The sequence below is a fragment of the Pseudoalteromonas sp. TAE79 genome, from assembly GCF_000498015.1.
GTDB lineage: Bacteria > Pseudomonadota > Gammaproteobacteria > Enterobacterales > Alteromonadaceae > Pseudoalteromonas.
Genome location: NZ_AUTL01000277.1, coordinates 104,528 through 122,132, shown reverse-complemented (window position 1 = coordinate 122,132; position 17,605 = coordinate 104,528). Strand labels below are relative to the sequence as shown.

The following is a 17,605-nucleotide window of genomic DNA, read 5'->3' as shown; positions in this document are numbered from 1 at the left end:
TAGGTTCGGTGTAAAGTTTTCTGGCGAATTCAATTATACCTTATCTTCATGCTGTTTGTTTTTCATACCACAAAGATCAACACGCCCTAATGACAAGCGTTTAACTGCGAATACATAAATTAGTGTATATTCAAGAATTAAAGTGACAGGACATTAGGAAGTTGAAAAAGTTTAAGTTTATAAACACTCAATCAAAAAAAGAGTTTCTAGCGTTGCCTGATAAAATTCAAAAGCGCTTTGCAAATGATTTAAACGCTATCTGTCAAAACAAAGAGCCATTTAGCAAATTTAAGCACTTAAAGGAGAGTGTAGGTATTGGCGCGGTTGAGCTGATAGAGAACGGCAGACCAGCATACCGAACGATTTACGTTGCAAAGTTTGCCGATACAGTGTTCATCTTACACTCGTTTACCAAGACTACTAACGGAGTTGATAAACAGGCTATGGACACTGCGAAGAAGCGGTACAAGCTAATGCAAAACGAAATAAAATAAATATATCAACACTTGTATATATATCAGTGCTGATATATATTGTTTGTAAGTTAATCAATAAGGTTATTAAGATGACTCTTGAATACTCAAACATCTTTGATGCAATTACAGAAGATAAAGCCGAAGCTTCTGAACTTCAGACGCGCTCAGATCTGATGATTGTTGTTCGTGACATTATCAATGCGAAGAATTGGTCACAGGCTGATGCAGCGATTCAATTAGGACTAACCCAACCTCGCGTAAGTGATCTTGTTAATGGCCGTATTGATAAATTCAGTATTGATAAGCTAATGACTTGTTTGTACAGAATTGGTTTTCGTTTTAAACCATTTTTTTCAGATAACCAGTTAACAATGGCTGTTGAAACAGTTAAAGAACACTAGTTGGAATAAGTTGACCACTTGTATCTTGACGCTTTGGATGATTAGCTATCTCCAAGCTCTAAAATCAGTGAGGATGTTTGACCACGAAATGTTTAACATTGAACTGTAGATTATCCTCTAAACCCAGTTTAGAGTTACTACCATAAATGCGGAATCTGCCATGTGCTTTTTTCATTAGGCGATCAAAGTTAGCTTTTACTGACTGAGAAGAGTATTCAGAGTTTATTTCAAATTTTGTTTTAAACTGTGAGTTTTTTAGGTAAGCAGCTATATCGATACTAGGCACATCAAAAGGGAGTATGAACTCGTGCTAATACGGAGACATTTTACCAGCTTATATGTAACGACTATTTTATGCATGTTCATTAATTACTTATGTTGTTAAAAATATAAAAATGACTTGAAATTAGATGTTTAGCCTCTATAGTAACCTGTAATAATACCTTCCAGTTACCGGCAAGCATCCGCCTGTGAGGATGGAAGTATTTCAACTGTACGGTAAAAGGATTTAACCCTCATGCATTTTCCCAAAGTCTCTGTTGCACTTGCAGGGCAAGTCAATCTTCTAGAAGAGCTAGTTTTCGTTATTCAAAGTAAGGGGTTATTTGTTTTAAATTTCAACCATACCGCCTTAATAAGAAGCTAAAAAAAAGTTGCTTATACTTTAGCAACGTAGGATTAGGAGGTGTTTTTTGTCTTTCTTAATTGACTTGATATGTTTTTGATACCAAAATATATTGAATTTTGGTATTGGAGGTTGGCATGGCGAAAAATACAAGTGTTACATTAGGTGAGCATTTTGACTCATTTATTAGTCAGCAATTAGAGACTGGTAGGTATGGATCTGCAAGTGAAGTTCTAAGAGCTGGATTAAGAGCCTTAGAAGATCAAGAATTGAAAATGAACAATTTAAGGAATATGTTGGTTGAGGGAGAAAACAGCGGAATAGCTGACTATTCATATGACACACTATTAAGTGACTTAGATAAAGAAAATCATTGATATGAAATTTCATATATCTAAAAAAGCTAAATCAGATTTAATAAAAATCGCTCGTTACACGCAACTTAACTGGGGCAGGCAGCAGAGAAATGACTATTTAAAATTACTTGATAGCGTTTTTCATCAAATTGCAGAAGAACCAGAGCTAGGTTATATTTGTGATTACATTAGAGAAGGCTATAGAAAGCGACCGCAAGGGAGTCATGTCATCTATTACAAAGAATTCGGCAAGAAAGAAGTTGTAATTATTCGAGTTCTTCATAAAAGCATGGATGTACATCGGGCTCTTTGAAAACGTAACTGGCCAACAATACTGTCCCAGATAGACTCAAGTGGATCTATACGCGTTCGCCATTGGCGTTTATTAGACAATGGCTGCTCATCCAGTTTATCAATGCGCCTTGCTGAACGTTCAGAAATACCTGCTTTCGCAGCCGCGATAACTTGGCTATTACGCTTTCTATGTTTCATATAAATAGTGACCTGCTGATCAGTGATTCGTGTTCCCGGCACAGTGAACTCCTCCGTTCTGCTGTACCGAACCTTATCAGATCAACCGGCCAAGATAATTGTCGCTAGACCGGCCACCGTAATTGTCGCTTAATAACTTGGGCAACCGGCATCTAAAAGTAGCGTTGGCAGATTTTTGAGCCTTTTGGCTATTTCTTGAAGGTATGCAATCAATTCATTTGGATCACACATAGGTGAGAGTTGCTCGGCTACTTGCAAAAAGTTTACCTTGCCTCCACGTTCAAAACCGTCACCCCACTTAAACAATCGCGTTACCATTTCAGGATCTGCTTTCATTGGCGCAAAGTCATAAATAGACGCAAACGAAATCTTATTCTCTTTTTTGTTGAAGTACCCCTTGATAAATCAAGGGGATTCTTGTCGTCAACGGTTTAAGCATTGTGATACTAGATCACTTTAGACTTCTAAAACCTCTTACAAGCATTTAATGTGTCGGTACTACCTACCGCCACAAATTATTTAAGCTATTAGCCTTAATCTCTCATTATGGATATTAATAGCGTAAGCGCACTGTTTAAATGCTCGCTTACAAACAATTGAAATATTAGACTCATGACCATCCCAGGAAGAATACTTCCGAAAATTACAATTTTTATGATTAAAAGGGAAGTAAACTTCTGTTTTTTGGGAATATCGTACGAGGTGTCAGAAATATATTTTAACTTGTACTCTGGTATAAATTTAATACAATCAGTAAATCAATATATAAATACAGGGTCGTTATGGGTACTATAAGTTTTCGTGTCGATGATGATGTGAAAAAGCGTTCTTACGCTGCACTAGAAAAATTAGGTATAACTCCGTCAGAGCTACTAAGGCAGACACTAGAATACGTTGCACAAAGAGAGGCGTTGCCGTTTAAATCCGCGCTACTGACAAGTGAGGATGAAGCGTTAATTACTGTAGCAAAAGCGCGTTTAGCTGCTCCCAAAGTAGGTGTCAAAACCTCGCTAGATACCCTATGAACATTACGCAAATTTAATGCTCGATATCTAATGAACCACCTTTAAATAACCTGATTACCACTAACTTTAAGCCAGACAACGGTATTGAAGATGGAACTCGACCATGTGGCGGTTTCTTTGAAGTAAATGCTATAGGCGACAAAAACTAACTAGTTGCTTAAACGGAAAAATAACAGTTGGTCATCGCTATGCGATTATAGCCAACCATTATTTTCCGCTTAGCGAAGCGTTAACGACCGCTGTATGGCACAGAACCGCCCGTCGACACTAACTTATAATTGTCCATCGACGATTTATCAATATAACTCACCTTTGCCCCAAAATGTGTTAACGTAAATACTCTAAGGGCGGCTGCGAGCGAACTACGGACCGGTGATGAGAATTAAGGCATTATTATTTTTTTGATTCTACATAGCGGACTGACGACCAACAAACTAGTAAACTTCGCACAATTAAACTGTTTATAAATTTAGCTCTTGATGACTTTAACCTATATTCAGGAAAATGAACAATTTGCGCATTCTTAAATTGTTATACAAAAAAAGGTCAGCATCAAAGTGCTGACCTTTAAATTATTCGGCAGATATTTGCTCAATAAGCTCTCTATTTTCAGTGTTTAATCGTTCGATATAGATATGAGAAAGTAAATTTTCAAAGCATAAAGTATTAGGCTCACATGTACTTGTTTGTAAGTTATGAGCAGCTCCCCACCAGTTAACGTTATTTCCTGTTTTCTTTGAAATTGCATCGAGCTTATTTGCTACTTGATAAGCTAAAACACCGCAGTCTAATTGATAGTTCTCGGCAACTTGAGTTACTGAGCCCTTTAACCATGAAATTTTTCCATTTGCATTTTTAAAACATTCTTCAATAAATGATTCGGCATTCTCTCCAAGAAGAACCTTAGCTGCAAAATTATTAGCGTCAATTTCTTCTTGATCGTTACGCCTTTCATCACTAGTTTCGCTTAACTCAACAATAGAGAACTCTTCTTGTTCAGGCGATTGGCTTGCATGATATAGTTCGTGCAATAAATCAAACATCCACTTAGAATTGTGTCTCGATTTTTGCTTTAACACGATTACATTCCTGCCTTGAATACGCCAAGTTGCGCCATGAAAAGCACCAGAATCATTTAATGAAATTACTGGGGTTCCTAAGCTTGTTACGTAAGATAGAATAGATTCAAATGTAATCTCGCCGTATGTTTCTAATATAGACTCGCGAACAACATTATGTTCTTGCGGGATTGTCTTTCGGTCGAGAGAACAATTATTAGCAACTATATTGGCAATAGAATATGCATATTGGGTATAAGCACTTGTATATACTTCATTTGCTCCTACTGGCATTTTAAACCGAGCAACCATTGAACCATCGCGCCCAATAACTAGAGGTGCATCCCCAAGTAACAATTCTTTTGTCCAACCAAAAATAGAGCTCAATTTCTCGACGGTCTTTTGTACCCATAGCCCGTAATCAAATGACATCACATCTCTTGGTGCAATACGTTTTTCAATAAACGTTTTATCTAAGCCAGCATCACTTAATTTAGATAGAAGAATATTTTTCTCTCTAGATTCTTTAGGTAAAAATACGTCTTCAGTAATTTTTAGATCTAGTGCCTCTACGATGGATACTAATGTTTTGAAACTCGCTGAGTTATATTCAGTGTTTTCATATCGCTGTATTTGCTGTTCTTTCATCCCTAGTCTTTCAGCAAGATCTTTCTGAGTTAACCCCATCGAAATTCTAGCCATGATTAGAGCTTTTGGTAAATCAGCAAGGCTATTTACATCAAAAACAACTAGATCACCTGACAATAAATGCTCGTATTCCTCGGCTTGCTGAACTAACTCATCACGTTGACAAATTAAAGCGTCAATCTGAGCTTTTGCTAAAAGTGGAGAAAATCTTGGTTCTTCTGCTTGTAACTTTTCAATAGCACCAGAAAACTCTTCGACACGCTTTCTTGTTAATGCTAGTTGTTTGTTATTCTTAATCATAATGAACCTCCAATTTTAATCGCCACAATGCCTTTCTTTTCACCTGTATTTTTATCAGCCTGAAAGAAATCTACGAATAATTTGCCAGAACCACCTTCCGGAAGTTCCGAAACTCCCGTCTATGTATACCAGCGGACAGTTAGCTTTCTGCAATGCACATATTAATAGCTTCAAACCATCAATCAGCCATGCTCGCTTAGGGTTATAGCCAAAGCGATCTACAAGCTCTTCCATAGAAGCTAAGTGGATCCCTTCTGGTAAATTTCCCGTACTGTCAAAATCTGGAATCATACAAACCCCTTCCCCAACAAAAATGTTGTGTAAATTGGGCATTATATAGCATGTATTTGCTTGCGGTGCAATTTTTTATAACAAACTGTTTAAGAGTGATTCGCAACGCGTGGTATTCTTTCAATTCGTTGCCGAAGGTCTGCTTTCTAACTACTTATCATAGATAGTACATTGGGGTGTAGGGCCGAAAGTGCCGCGGAGCCGAACTTCAGCTCTAAATCGTTTCTGTCCAGAGGCGGGTTATGTATTTAACTCGCCTTTGCCCAAAAAAAGCTAGCGTAAATACTCATTCATATTTTGTTGGAATGCGTTTGCCCTACCAAAAGTTATCCGAATACAGTACATCTAGAAATTATGCTTCTCTAAGCGATCGAACCTCTCACTGCAGTCACTAACCTATCGATTAAATTTTGAAAAGACTGTATTATATCAGCGTTAAATGCGGCGCAGAGTCGTATAGAAGTTGTTAGCTGATGGATTTTAAGTAAGGTAATCAATGCAACAATTTATTAATGCGGCAGTTCAGAAAATCATAGAAATAATTGATTTTAAAGAGAATAACAAAAGTGTCGCATGGCAATTTATTCTTGAAGAGCTTGATGCTGCGCAGCATGGGACTGCATTTGTAGTTGACCGAGTACAGAGGTTTTATATCAATGAATCTGATTACAAAGGTGCTCTTGAAAATAGCTGTGAAGACGTCGATGGACCAACAGGTCCTCAGCAGTATTTATTAGATGTAACTGCATTTATAGCTGAGAAAAAAGATCGTGAAATCGCTGCAATGGTTAGAATCACGATTGTCGAATACGTGCTAAAACATTATATGTTTGGACGCTATTTCTTGAGCTCTGAGTATAGAACAGCGAAGAAGCCTTTAGCATTATTTGATATTGTTGCTGAAAGTAAGAAATTAAATCCGAATTTTAAACATATACTCTCCGAAGAGTATGCGCCAGTGAGAGAAGTACTCAACCGTTGGGCAAGTGGTTTTGAAGACAGGGACAACAAATTTAATCGCCAGTTTCAGGAAACATTCAACTCGTCTTTTTGGGAACTATATCTTTTCCAGTGCTTTAAAGATTTGAAGATGGAGGTCGATTTTACTCAACCTAGCCCTGATTTCACCTTAAATACGCTTAACGGAAACCTAATTAACGTTGAGGCGGTTACTGCTAACCATGCTCATGATTCTATACCAGAGTGGGATGGATATGGGGCAAATCTACTTGAGGATAAAGAGTTCCTTAATTTTTCGTGTGTACGATTGTTGAACGCAATTGACTTTAAAAGTAAAAAATATTTCGAAACCTACGAAAAACACGATCATGTTAAATCCAACCCTTACGTAATAGCCGTTGCACCGTATGAGCAGCCATTGTTCTTCATCCAAAATAATGAGGCTATTATCCGAGTTCTATATGCACAGGGTGTAGATAAAAATAATGGGTTTTCTGAAGTTGAAGTGAATCTAGCGATAAAAAATGGCAAAACTCCATTGGAACTGGGGCTCTTCACAACGGATAAGTTTAAACATATTAGTGCAGTTATTTTCTCAACTACAGCTACTCTTGGAAAAGCGATCACTCAAAGCAACCTTAAACGTGAAATTCGTTCCAGTTGGTATCATCCATCTCAAGGTCTAGTGATGGAAATGAAAAGTAATGAAATTCACTTTGAAACTCATTTAGATGGGCTTCAAATTCACCATAATCCTTTCGCCGAAAAACCCTTATCATTAGATGAGTTTAGAAATTACGAAATCACTCACTACTTCTATGATCCAGAAACTAAAACTATAGACAATCAGCAGAAGCCGTATACTTTGATTTCTCGAAACATTTGGGGCTAAGCTGCTACAATTGTTTAAGGTCTCCAAGATATTTTTACTAATCTATTAAGGTTGAGTTAGTGCCATTGCACTAACCAACTTTTGTCCAGAGGCGGGTTATGTATTTAACTCGCCTTTGCCCCAAAGTGAGTTAACATAAATACCCTAAGGGCAGGTTTAATATTAAATAGCTCTATACAAATGACGAATGTTAGCCGATAGATACAAGTTAAGGTGAGCGCGCACAGTGAAATTGTGTTCTTCTTACAATTTTAAGTGTGTAAATAATTTAAAATACCACAGTCCCTAATGGTTTTGTCTTGGTCACACGATGACGCCATATTTTCGAGTGATGACTTTAATACGTTTAGCTCTTCAATGCGAATAATGACGTCTGATAAATGCTTAGCTATTAACGTATTGATATTTGAACAGCTCTGATCTGGCCTCGAACGACTGTCCATTAGCGTTTTTACTTCCATGATAGACATATCTAATGAACGACACTGTTTGATAAACAGGAGTTGTTCAATAGTCCCCTTGTCGTAGACACGATAATTTCCACTTGAGCGCTTAAGCTCAGGCAAGAGCCCCTTCTTTTCATAAAAACGAATGGTCTGAATACTACAACCTGTCGTCTTTGCGACATCACCAATTTTCATTTTTTTCTCCTAACCGTTGACTCTATACCAAGTATAGACTTTATACTCATACTATTCATCAGTAAAGAGTGTGTTTCTAATGAGCGGATGTGGGTGCGAAGTTGAAATAAAAGACCAGTCTCAACGACAGGTTTTGTATTGGCTTTTGGGAATAAACGCGACAATGTTTGTTATAGAAATGGGGATCGGGTTGCTTGCTAATTCAACCGCATTAATAGCCGATTCACTTGATATGCTCGCCGACGCAGTTGTCTATGGTGTTGCCCTTTATGCTATTGGTAAATCGCTATTGCACAAAGCCAATGCGGCTAGAATTAGCGGCTTTTTTCAGATGGCACTGGGTGTGTTGATTATCATTGATATTGTAAGACGGTCAATTTACGGTAGCGAACCTGTATCGGGACTAATGATGGCTATGGGGGCAGTTGCACTGGTTGCTAATGTCATTTGTCTTGTGATCATACGCAAACAAAGAAATGAAGAAGTGCATATGCGGGCAAGCTGGATATTTTCAGCCAACGATGTGATTGCCAACTTAGGTGTTATCTCTGCTGGCGTTTTGGTGTTTTGGCTCGATTCTCGATGGCCTGATCTGGTTATCGGTGTGATAGTTTCGTGCGTTGTGTTGCGCGGGGCAAAAATGATCCTCGAAGATGCTGGAAATGAAAGACAGCGAGCGCTTAATGCGCAAAGTTGATAAGAAAATGCCAATTTTTAATTGCACATCAAAACTGCGTAGGTTGGCATGGCTACTTATTACTTTGCTCATGTGTCAATCGGGCTTTTCGTTCGCCGCTCAATGCGATGACTACCCTGCGGAGGTATCGTCAGTCCCTGAACAATCAAAGTCGATAGGCACTTATGATGTTCCCGAAAAAAATGTAAATGCTGGTGATAATACGTCGAGTGAAGAGTCTAAGTCTTTCCATTGTGTACTGTGTCAATGTGGACAGATTAAGTTTCTGGCACAACACCCAATAAATGACGTATCTAAACCGTTATATACCAATCAATACAGTTATTCCCGCAACGTCACTGACGGCCTAGTCGAAGGCCTTTTGCGCCCACCTCAACATTAATCCATTCCCTCCTATATGTTTGCATGGGTGCTTTCCATGTATGTCGTGATACAGAATGGGGATAGGGTAGCAAAAAGTGAATTTTTTCACATTTTCATCTCAGCTTTTTAGCTGCTAAGACTCTATGAAATAGCCACATTGAGACACGGTGAATCCTTTTTTATGGGCATTAATTGATACGTTGGTATATTAAAAAGTGAATTTTTACACTTTTTTATCTCAGACTTTTAGTGTGTTAGCGTGTCGTAAATGGCCAGATTGAGACACTTTTTACTCGCATTTTGCCCGATTAAAACTGTCTCAAATGTTAAAAATTAGACGTTTTCCTGTCTCATTTAAAAAGGTAAATCGCGCGCAAGGCCTTGCTGTGTAAGGGTTTGAGGGGAGGGGAGTGTTTTCTTCTAATAGAGGGAACTATTAGATAAAGAACTTACATAACTAAATTGAGGTATTGACTTCATGAGGAATGGCTTTGTTTTTCACTTTGACTATTTAGGTGCTTTTACAGCCTCTTATATTTAGACCGATATTTATAAAATTTTGAAGTTGGTAACTTGTTTTTCCTACAAAACACGTCAATAAATAAGCTACTAGTTTGTTACTGCCCAATCAATTTTTGCCAGTCATTAAGGGGTCTTTGTGTGCATAATACCTACAGTAAAAAACTGAGAGCATTTTCACTTGATTGAATTCACTCTGCTAGGTGTGGTTGCTCGGATGTTTACGAAAATAATAAACTTTTCGTTTTCTCTGCTCCCTCTGGTAAAATAATAAAAATATTTTTAAATATAAAGGATTAATATGAAAATTGCTGTGGTCGGTACAGGCTATGTAGGCCTTTCTAACGCTATGTTGCTAGCACAACACAATGAAGTGGTCGCATTTGATATAGACGAACACAAAATAGCACTGTTGAATGATAAAAAATCACCAATTGTTGATACCGAAATTAATGAATTTTTAACACGTAGTGACTTAAACTTTACAGCAACTACCGACAAAGTAGCAGCGTACAAAAACGCTGATTTTGTAATTATTGCTACACCCACTGATTACGATGTAGAAAACAATTACTTTAATACAAGTTCTGTAGAAGCGGTAATTAAAGATGTGACAGCGCATAACCCAAATGCAGTTATGGTTATTAAGTCGACTATACCCGTTGGTTTTACGCAAGGTATTAAAGAGACGTTAGGCGTTAGTAACTTAATATTTTCGCCAGAGTTTTTACGTGAAGGTAAAGCACTACACGATAACCTATACCCATCGCGTATTGTTGTTGGTGAGCAAAGTGAGCGCGCGAGTGTATTTGCAAGCTTACTTAAGCAAGGCGCTATCAAAGAAGATATTGAAGTACTGTTTACTGACTCAACTGAAGCCGAAGCTATTAAGTTGTTCTCAAACACTTATTTAGCAATGCGTGTAGCTTACTTCAATGAGCTTGACAGCTACGCTGAAGCGCATGGCTTAAACTCTAAGCAAATTATACAGGGCGTTAGCTTAGACCCTCGCATAGGTGATCATTACAATAATCCATCGTTTGGATATGGCGGCTACTGTTTACCAAAAGACACTAAGCAATTACGTGCAAATTATGCAAATGTACCAAACAACATTATTGGTGCGATTGTTGATGCTAATACTACACGTAAAGACTTTATTGCCGACTCAATAATAAAGCGTAGCCCTAAAGTGGTTGGTGTATATCGTTTAGTAATGAAAACAGGGTCTGATAACTTTAGAGCCTCTGCTATACAAGGCATAATGAAGCGTATTAAAGCGAAAGGTATTGAGGTTGTAGTTTACGAACCCGTGCTTGAAGAAAGTGAGTTTTATCATTCTCGTGTCATTAAAGACTTAAATGAGTTTAAGCAAATATCTGATGTTGTTGTATCTAACCGTATGGTTGAAGAGCTCAGTGATATTGCTGACAAAGTTTATACTCGCGATTTGTTTGGTAGTGATTAATAAACAAAGTTTAAAGACTAAAAGTTAAAGGTTACAGGTTAAAGGCTAAAGGCTAAAGGCTAAAGGTTAAAGGCTAAAGGTTAAAGGCTAAAGGTTAAAGGCTTATAGTTGAAATTAGTGTTTTTTGTGCGTGAGCAAGCTTCACGCCTCAGCCGTATAATTGCGATGTTATTGTTGTAGGCGCCTTGCTTGCTGGCGCGTTAGCAAATAAGCATAGCTTTAAAAAGTTAAAGGCATTGAGGTAAAAGTACGGACCTGAATAGAAGAGTCTAGGCAGTTATCAAAAATGATATCTGCCTTAATGAAAACTATTGAAACTTGGGATTAGGCTTTTAGTCTTCAACTTTCAACTTTCAACTTTCAACTTTATTAGCTTAAAGATTAGGAAATTATGAAATATTTAGTAACGGGTGCTGCTGGTTTTATTGGCGCGGCAACATGCCAAAAATTATTAGCGGCTGGCCATGTAGTAGTCGGTATTGATAACCTTAACGATTATTACGATGTAAATTTAAAACTAGCTCGTTTAGCGCAGTTTGAAAGCCATGAAGCGTTTACATTTATTAAGCTTGATATAAGTGAACGCCCAGCAATGAGCGAGTTATTTAAAACACAGCAGTTTGATAAAGTAATACATTTAGCGGCGCAAGCCGGTGTTAGGTATTCAATAGAAAACCCTGATGCTTATGCAGACTCTAATTTAGTAGGGCACTTAAATGTGCTTGAAGGGTGTCGTAATAATAAAGTTAAACACTTGGTTTATGCTTCATCTAGCTCTGTATATGGCTTAAACGAAAAAACACCGTTTGAAACAACCGATAGTGTTGATCACCCAGTGTCGTTTTATGCTGCAACTAAAAAAGCGAATGAGCTAATGGCGCATAGCTATTCTCATTTATATAGTTTACCTACAACAGGCTTACGCTTTTTTACTGTATATGGGCCATGGGGTCGCCCAGATATGGCCCCGTATATTTTTACTAAAAAAATACTTGCCGGCGACACTATTGATATAAACAACAATGGCGATATGTGGCGTGACTTTACTTACATAGATGACATAGTCGAAGGTGTTGTTCGTGCTGCCGATGTTATACCTGTTGCAAACCCAGATTGGAAAGTTGAAACAGGTTCACCAGCTTCTAGCTCTGCTCCGTATGCGGTTTATAATATTGGCCACGGTAGCCCAATAAACCTAATGAAGTTTATTGAAGCCATTGAAGCTGAACTAGGTACTGAAGCTAAAAAGAACTTCCGTGAAATGCAAGCTGGCGATGTTTATAAAACTTATGCTGATACTACAGATTTATTTAATGCAACAGGCTATAAAGCGCAAGTTGGTGTTAAGCAAGGCGTGAGTGAGCTTATTAAGTGGTATAAAGACTTTTATAAATAAAGGTTACAATTTGTAAGTCATTTAAAACACTGTTTTAAATTTAAGACAGTGCTTTTTTTTGCTTTTAATAAAGTTAATTTAGATGAGCGCGAAGTAAATTTGCGCCTACAGGGTGTGTGTATTGTAGGTGAGGTTTTATACCTCGCTTTTGGTAAAGTTAAATCACATGAGCGCGAAGTAAATTCGCATCGATAGGGTGTATATTGTAGGTGAGGTTTTATACCTCGCTTTAGTAAAGTTAAATTACATTAGCGCGAAATAAATTCGCCCCTACAGGGTGTTAAAAATTGGCAAATACACCTAACCTAGCAAATGCTTCCCCGTATACATCCTTTCCTTGATACAGCTCAGCTCCCCAACTTTTAGTACCCATTATTGGTTTACTTAATTTCCGCGTATAGGCTGTTTGTAACTCATAACTAGTTTTATAACCATCACGTTTATTTTCAAGCATGCGAATGGTGGTATTTAAACTTTCTATTTTACTCAATTGCCAATGCCAGTTTACGCTCATTGATTTAGCAGGAGTGTAGTCGCTGTAGTCGTGTTCATCACCCGCCCAGTGGCCAATTACATTGCCTGAATTACGATTCCCGTCTAAGTATAAGTGATTACCATACCAACTAGGCTGCCAATTACTGTGCTCAAAACGTAGACTATGGTTATTAGCAATAAAAGGTAAGTAGAGTCCAAAACTGTAGGCATTATTACGTGAGCCTCCCAATGTATCTTCAAGCGCAATCTCGCCATAAAACTCAAACGGTAGCGCATAAATACTATTGTTGTAGGCGAATGTTATGGATCCTAGTTGATCCCCAAGCTCGTATTCATCACCAAGTTCGTTAGCATCATCAGTTGTTATATTGTCTTTAGCCCCTGGAGTAAAAAAACCCTCTGCAAAGTCTTTTAAGGTAACTGTTCGAGGGCCGCCTCCGAACTGCATTAAACGACTTAAGCCTATTGTTAGATTATCAGTTGCTGCAAAACTCGTGTGTAAACCAAATAAATAGGGCTTACCTGGTTCATAAACCCTATCAACACCTGTTTGTTGACCTTCTTTTAAAATGCCACGTTGCTCGGTCATTTTGCTAATAAACATATCATAACGAATATTAAAGCTGGTTATTGGCTCTACATTACTAAGCGTTATAGAAGGCGTTGTTTTAGCTTGTGTGCTTAATAGCATGGCGCTGTCGTTAAAAGGTGAGTACCAATGCTCTCGGTAACCTACATCTAACTGCGCGTACTTATTACCAAGGTAAAAAAGCTTTGTGTAGGTAATATTTCATCTTCGTTGGCTATGCCAGCAACACTTACACCAAAGTAACGCCCGAAGTTTGCGTAAGCGCCACCTTCAACAATTAAGTTGGTTTTAGTGGTTTGGCCGCGTTGGTTTGGCAGTGTTTTATCTTTTGTGCCAGCAGCAAGCGTTACTTTTGCAAATGTGCCCGCATCGCTTTGAATGTAAGGACTAAGTTGGTACGAAAGTGTTTGATATAGTTCTGGGTAAGTATGCCTTACTGTTTGCAGCACTCTATAAATATCGTGCGCTTTATAAGGCTTGCTCATAATATGTGTGTTTTTACTTACGGCTAAAAGTCGTTGTACTTGGTGCTCAAGTTCTGGGGCTTGATTTAAAGGTAAGTAAGGAGACAGGCCACCTTTAGCAATAGCACTTGCACTGATTGCCATCCCTATAAACAGTGATATTTTTTTGAGCATAATTATTCCGTTAGCAAAAATTTGTTTAAGTAAAAACGTTAACGCGAGGTTAGCAATAAACGCCTAAGTAAGGAAGAAAAAAGCGATATATTAGTAGTTATTAGTTGGTGTATATAAGTTGTAGGTGAGGTTTTATACCCCGCTTTGGTAAAGTTAAATTAGATGAGCGCGAAGTAAATGCGTACCTACAGGGGCGTATATTATAGGTGAGGTTTTACATCTCATTTCTAAAGGTCTTATAAACAAAAACCCCGATGGTACATAGTACCATCGGGGGTTTTTTTATCGTTTTAGTTAACCTAAACTTTAAATTCGTCTACCGACAAGCGAAGCTCTTCAGCAAGTTTTGCTACTTCTGAACTTGAAATATTAGTTTGGTTTGCGCCTTCGGCTGTTTGCTCTGCGATGGCTACAATCGACTCAAGGCGTTCGCTAATTTCTTGTGCTACTTGTTGTTGCTCAAGTGCGGCAGTCGAAATTTCTTCGCTTACGTCGTGTGCTTGCGAAACTGCAAATGTAATCGAATCAAGTGCGCTACTTGCTAGGTCGGTTTGTTCAACACACGATACAGCACGTTGCTTACCTTTGCTCATTGCCGTTACTGCAGCTTCAGCGCCTGTTTGTAGCGACTCAATCATTGATTGTATCTCTTGGGTGGACTCTTGAGTTTTACTCGCTAGAGAGCGCACTTCGTCAGCTACAACAGCAAAGCCTCGGCCGTATTCACCAGCTCGCGCAGCTTCAATTGCGGCATTTAGTGCAAGTAGGTTAGTTTGATCCGCTATTCCGCGTATTACATCTAATATGCTGCCAATTGATGCGCTATCTTGATGCAGTTTATTAATAACTTGTGAGGCGTCGTCTACTTCACGCGCTAGTTGTTCAATCGTTGCTTTATTGTTATTCGAAATACCTTTAACGCGTTCAGCTTCTTTATCAGCATTTTTAATTTCGCTAAGTGCCTGTTGAGCGCTGTTACTAACTGTTTGCGATGTACTGCTCATTTCGGTTGTTGCCGTTGCGGCTTGTTCAACTTGTGCTTGCTGGTTACGAATTGCTTGGCTTGATTCTGAGGTAATGGCTGATGTTTGCTCTGATGCTGCTGCAAGCTGAGTAGAGCGCGAAATAATACCTTTAATTAGGCTGCGTAGGCTGTCAATTAGCGTGTTACAGCTTTTAGATAGTTCGCCAAATTCGTCTTTAGCGCTGTCGTCTAATCGTTGTGTCATGTCGCCACTGGCAACAATATCTAAAATACGGTTAACTTCAGCAAGAGGCTTAGTAATGCGGCTAACAGTAATAATAGCAATCGCGATAGCTAATAGAGTGGCTATAATCATACCAACCCAGGTCCACAAATTAGCTGAATCTACGTCGCTACGTACACCTTGCTGTAATTTGAACGCAACGTCACTTGCTTGTTTAACAAGCTCATCAATTTGGTTAAGTGCCATTTGGGTTGCTTGTTCTGACTGGGCAAGCTCTGATTGCGTAAGCGTAATCGAATCAATTAAACGCTTTTTGTTTGCAGCTAAACCATTACTACCTTTTATATTACTGTCTAGGGTATCAACATATTCTTTTAAGCTTGTGTATAAATCGCTGTGCGTTTGCTCTATAGCGGGCTGAATTAACGCAACGGTACGTATTACTTCTTCTAAGTAATACGTTTGCTCGTTTTTAACGATGTCGAGTGTATTAAGCGTTTTAACAGTCAGCATGTCGGTGCTGTTACTAACTACCGACATAAAGTTGTTTTCTAAATTATTTGCAGCTTGATAAGCACGTGGATAGTTTTGCTCAAACCCATCTATATCAATAATATCAAGTACGACTGAATTGGCATCTTCAGCTGAAAGCTCAATGTTTTCGAGTTGTGCATTTAGAGATTTATTAAGCGCAAGTTGTTTGCTTTTGTCTTCTAATAAATTTTCAACAGTACTTAAAAAACTTAAATAGGTTTTTTCTACGTTTTGGCTGCTTTGATTTAGTGCCGTATCGTTTTTTACTACGTCTTGAAGTTCACGGTGCAGAGTGTTGAATAACTGTTTTTGCTCAAGGACCTGTGATTTTATTGGTGCGAGCTCACTTGCCGATGAGGTATAAAGGCTCGCTTGAGCGGCTTTACTCATTAAAATAAATTCGGCTTGTAGTTCAGAGCTTTTATTTAGTGCAGGAAGTGATAGTTGGTTCACTTTTTGAGTAGAGCGATCGATGTTTGCTATTTTTATTAAGGAGTTACCACCAATTATTAATAATAATAAGGTGATAAATATAAAACCACCCCAAATACGTTGGCTTACTGTCAGGTTCATAAGATTTCCACTCAAAAGTACTTCGATTAAGACTTATCGGCTTTAATTCAGATAAGTTAAGTAATTAAAATCAATTACTTTAACTAATTTTAACTATTAATTGATAAATCTAACAGATGTATTAGTTTTTTTCAGTTTATTTAGATGAAAGGAGGGATTTTTCTACAATTATTTTTTTAGTACTTAGCTCCATTAGGGTCATGGTGTTACCCCATACACAGCCTGTATCTAAGGCATGCACCCGTGGATTACCCGTTTTACCTTCAAGTGCTGCCCAGTGGCCAAAAATAATATTGTGTTTAGTTTTTGCAATATTAGGATGGTTAAACCAAGGAGTTAATGTTTGGCTATCGGTTACGGCGCCCTTTGCATTAAGCTCAAGTTTGTTGGCACTCGTTAAAAAACGCATACGGGTAAAATAGTTAACTATGTATCTAAATTTTTCAAAGTCATCAAGATTGCTTGACCACTCTGCAGGGTGAGGTTGATACATGTGTTCAAAAAATGCTTTAGCGTTATTTGATTGATAACAGCTTTGTGCAAATTGCGCGTGCTTTAGTGCATTTTCAATAGACCAATCGGGGTTTAATCCTGCATGAGATATAAAACAGTCATGTTTCATAAGCTCTAAGGCCAATGGTTGAGTTTGTAAAAAAGCGATGTAATGCGCTAACTTTGGGCTTTCAAATATCGGGTTTAGTTTATCTTTTGGGTTGGTAGGTTTATTAAGAAAGTAGCAGGCAACCATGTGAAGGTCGTGATTGCCTAAAGTGATGGTCATGCTATTTTGATGTTGGTAAATATAGTCTAAGCAGGCTAGGGAGTCTGGCCCGCGAGCAACTATGTCGCCAACTAAATATAGGTGATCTTTACTTGGGTTAAAATCAACCCGTTGTAAAAGGGTGTTAAATTCACTAAAACACCCTTGTAAATCACCTATCGCATAATCTGCCATCTAAG

18 protein-coding genes and 1 pseudogene are annotated in these 17,605 nt (G+C 38.2%); 10 read left to right on the top strand and 9 right to left on the bottom strand.

Going from position 1 to position 17,605, the window contains the following annotated elements:
* Positions 1–161 precede the first annotated feature (161 nt).
* From L655_RS0123080 to L655_RS0123060, 4 genes are all read left to right on the top strand, one after another.
* Complete coding sequence (locus L655_RS0123080; protein WP_024606403.1) at positions 162–494, top strand: type II toxin-antitoxin system RelE/ParE family toxin; 333 nt, start codon at positions 162–164, stop codon at positions 492–494.
* 71 nt (positions 495–565) lie between these two features.
* Positions 566–877 (top strand): helix-turn-helix transcriptional regulator, encoded by a 312-nt coding sequence (locus tag L655_RS0123075; RefSeq protein ID WP_024606402.1) that lies wholly within the window; start codon positions 566–568, stop codon positions 875–877.
* 762 nt (positions 878–1,639) lie between these two features.
* Positions 1,640–1,879 (top strand): type II toxin-antitoxin system ParD family antitoxin, encoded by a 240-nt coding sequence (locus L655_RS0123065; protein ID WP_008113998.1) that lies wholly within the window; start codon positions 1,640–1,642, stop codon positions 1,877–1,879.
* Position 1,880: 1 nt separating this feature from the next.
* Positions 1,881–2,171, top strand: a complete 291-nt coding sequence (locus L655_RS0123060; RefSeq protein ID WP_024606401.1) for a type II toxin-antitoxin system RelE/ParE family toxin — start codon at positions 1,881–1,883, stop codon at positions 2,169–2,171.
* A gap of 26 nt (positions 2,172–2,197) precedes the next feature.
* Here L655_RS0123060 and L655_RS0123055 read toward each other — a convergent pair.
* Both L655_RS0123055 and L655_RS0123050 read right to left on the bottom strand, forming a co-directional pair.
* Positions 2,198–2,350, bottom strand: a pseudogene (locus L655_RS0123055) (IS21 family transposase); the annotation flags it as partial.
* A 129-nt stretch (positions 2,351–2,479) separates the two neighbouring features.
* Positions 2,480–2,686, bottom strand: a complete 207-nt coding sequence (locus L655_RS0123050) for a hypothetical protein (RefSeq protein WP_024606882.1) — start codon at positions 2,684–2,686, stop codon at positions 2,480–2,482.
* A 446-nt stretch (positions 2,687–3,132) separates the two neighbouring features.
* Between L655_RS0123050 and L655_RS0123045 the strand changes: the two genes are divergently transcribed.
* Positions 3,133–3,375, top strand: a complete 243-nt coding sequence (locus L655_RS0123045) for a type II toxin-antitoxin system RelB/DinJ family antitoxin (RefSeq protein WP_008114006.1) — start codon at positions 3,133–3,135, stop codon at positions 3,373–3,375.
* Between the two features lie 572 nt (positions 3,376–3,947).
* Here L655_RS0123045 and L655_RS0123040 read toward each other — a convergent pair.
* Together L655_RS0123040 and L655_RS0123035 are read right to left on the bottom strand one after the other, a co-directional pair.
* Entirely contained in the window at positions 3,948–5,381 is a 1,434-nt protein-coding gene (locus L655_RS0123040) for a helix-turn-helix transcriptional regulator (RefSeq protein ID WP_024606399.1), read from the bottom strand.
* A 54-nt stretch (positions 5,382–5,435) separates the two neighbouring features.
* Positions 5,436–5,672 carry a hypothetical protein gene (locus tag L655_RS0123035; protein ID WP_024606398.1) on the bottom strand — a complete coding sequence of 79 codons (237 nt, stop codon included), beginning with the start codon at positions 5,670–5,672 and terminating at the stop codon, positions 5,436–5,438.
* Positions 5,673–6,168: 496 nt separating this feature from the next.
* On the opposite strand from L655_RS0123035, the gene L655_RS1000000126355 reads away from it, so the two are divergent.
* Positions 6,169–7,524 (top strand): hypothetical protein, encoded by a 1,356-nt coding sequence (locus L655_RS1000000126355; RefSeq protein ID WP_024606397.1) that lies wholly within the window; start codon positions 6,169–6,171, stop codon positions 7,522–7,524.
* A 251-nt stretch (positions 7,525–7,775) separates the two neighbouring features.
* Here the strand turns inward: L655_RS1000000126355 and cadR are convergent, their stop codons facing one another.
* Positions 7,776–8,165, bottom strand: a complete 390-nt coding sequence (gene cadR / locus L655_RS0123025) for a Cd(II)/Pb(II)-responsive transcriptional regulator (RefSeq protein WP_024606396.1) — start codon at positions 8,163–8,165, stop codon at positions 7,776–7,778.
* 79 nt (positions 8,166–8,244) lie between these two features.
* Here cadR and L655_RS0123020 point away from each other — a divergent pair, with 79 nt between their 5' ends.
* From L655_RS0123020 to L655_RS0123005, 4 genes are all read left to right on the top strand, one after another.
* Positions 8,245–8,862 carry a cation transporter gene (locus L655_RS0123020; RefSeq protein ID WP_010554767.1) on the top strand — a complete coding sequence of 206 codons (618 nt, stop codon included), beginning with the start codon at positions 8,245–8,247 and terminating at the stop codon, positions 8,860–8,862.
* The gene (locus tag L655_RS0123015) at positions 8,828–9,244 is read left to right on the top strand and encodes a hypothetical protein (RefSeq protein WP_225741067.1); all 417 of its coding nucleotides are present in this window, start codon (positions 8,828–8,830) and stop codon (positions 9,242–9,244) included. Before L655_RS0123020 ends, L655_RS0123015 begins: the two co-directional genes overlap by 35 nt.
* A gap of 801 nt (positions 9,245–10,045) precedes the next feature.
* Positions 10,046–11,212 carry a nucleotide sugar dehydrogenase gene (locus L655_RS0123010; protein WP_024606394.1) on the top strand — a complete coding sequence of 389 codons (1,167 nt, stop codon included), beginning with the start codon at positions 10,046–10,048 and terminating at the stop codon, positions 11,210–11,212.
* A gap of 391 nt (positions 11,213–11,603) precedes the next feature.
* Complete coding sequence (locus tag L655_RS0123005; RefSeq protein ID WP_024606393.1) at positions 11,604–12,608, top strand: NAD-dependent epimerase; 1,005 nt, start codon at positions 11,604–11,606, stop codon at positions 12,606–12,608.
* Between the two features lie 280 nt (positions 12,609–12,888).
* On the opposite strand, the gene L655_RS1000000128290 is transcribed toward L655_RS0123005, so the two are convergent.
* The 4 genes from L655_RS1000000128290 to L655_RS0122985 all read right to left on the bottom strand — a co-directional run bounded on the left by L655_RS1000000128290 (position 12,889) and on the right by L655_RS0122985 (position 17,600).
* On the bottom strand, positions 12,889–13,794 hold the full coding sequence (locus L655_RS1000000128290) for a capsule assembly Wzi family protein (RefSeq protein ID WP_241764545.1): 906 nt from the start codon (positions 13,792–13,794) through the stop codon (positions 12,889–12,891).
* Between the two features lie 47 nt (positions 13,795–13,841).
* A complete protein-coding gene (locus L655_RS1000000128285; protein ID WP_241764544.1) occupies positions 13,842–14,330 on the bottom strand; it encodes a hypothetical protein in 489 nt (162 codons plus the stop codon).
* 299 nt (positions 14,331–14,629) lie between these two features.
* Positions 14,630–16,645 carry a methyl-accepting chemotaxis protein gene (locus tag L655_RS0122990; RefSeq protein WP_024606392.1) on the bottom strand — a complete coding sequence of 672 codons (2,016 nt, stop codon included), beginning with the start codon at positions 16,643–16,645 and terminating at the stop codon, positions 14,630–14,632.
* Positions 16,646–16,781: 136 nt separating this feature from the next.
* On the bottom strand, positions 16,782–17,600 hold the full coding sequence (locus L655_RS0122985) for a symmetrical bis(5'-nucleosyl)-tetraphosphatase (protein WP_024606391.1): 819 nt from the start codon (positions 17,598–17,600) through the stop codon (positions 16,782–16,784).
* Positions 17,601–17,605 lie beyond the last annotated feature (5 nt).

Coding starts and splice junctions, on each gene's coding strand:
- L655_RS0123075 (WP_024606402.1), top strand. CDS start 566: ATGACTCTTGAATACTCAAACATCTTTGATGCAATTACAGAAGATAAA.
- L655_RS0123065 (WP_008113998.1), top strand. CDS start 1,640: ATGGCGAAAAATACAAGTGTTACATTAGGTGAGCATTTTGACTCATTT.
- L655_RS0123060 (WP_024606401.1), top strand. CDS start 1,881: ATGAAATTTCATATATCTAAAAAAGCTAAATCAGATTTAATAAAAATC.
- L655_RS0123050 (WP_024606882.1), bottom strand. CDS start 2,686: ATGAAAGCAGATCCTGAAATGGTAACGCGATTGTTTAAGTGGGGTGAC.
- L655_RS0123045 (WP_008114006.1), top strand. CDS start 3,133: ATGGGTACTATAAGTTTTCGTGTCGATGATGATGTGAAAAAGCGTTCT.
- L655_RS0123040 (WP_024606399.1), bottom strand. CDS start 5,381: ATGATTAAGAATAACAAACAACTAGCATTAACAAGAAAGCGTGTCGAA.
- L655_RS0123035 (WP_024606398.1), bottom strand. CDS start 5,672: ATGATTCCAGATTTTGACAGTACGGGAAATTTACCAGAAGGGATCCAC.
- L655_RS1000000126355 (WP_024606397.1), top strand. CDS start 6,169: ATGCAACAATTTATTAATGCGGCAGTTCAGAAAATCATAGAAATAATT.
- cadR (WP_024606396.1), bottom strand. CDS start 8,165: ATGAAAATTGGTGATGTCGCAAAGACGACAGGTTGTAGTATTCAGACC.
- L655_RS0123020 (WP_010554767.1), top strand. CDS start 8,245: ATGAGCGGATGTGGGTGCGAAGTTGAAATAAAAGACCAGTCTCAACGA.
- L655_RS0123015 (WP_225741067.1), top strand. CDS start 8,828: ATGAAAGACAGCGAGCGCTTAATGCGCAAAGTTGATAAGAAAATGCCA.
- L655_RS0123010 (WP_024606394.1), top strand. CDS start 10,046: ATGAAAATTGCTGTGGTCGGTACAGGCTATGTAGGCCTTTCTAACGCT.
- L655_RS0123005 (WP_024606393.1), top strand. CDS start 11,604: ATGAAATATTTAGTAACGGGTGCTGCTGGTTTTATTGGCGCGGCAACA.
- L655_RS1000000128290 (WP_241764545.1), bottom strand. CDS start 13,794: ATGCTATTAAGCACACAAGCTAAAACAACGCCTTCTATAACGCTTAGT.
- L655_RS1000000128285 (WP_241764544.1), bottom strand. CDS start 14,330: ATGCTCAAAAAAATATCACTGTTTATAGGGATGGCAATCAGTGCAAGT.
- L655_RS0122990 (WP_024606392.1), bottom strand. CDS start 16,645: ATGAACCTGACAGTAAGCCAACGTATTTGGGGTGGTTTTATATTTATC.
- L655_RS0122985 (WP_024606391.1), bottom strand. CDS start 17,600: ATGGCAGATTATGCGATAGGTGATTTACAAGGGTGTTTTAGTGAATTT.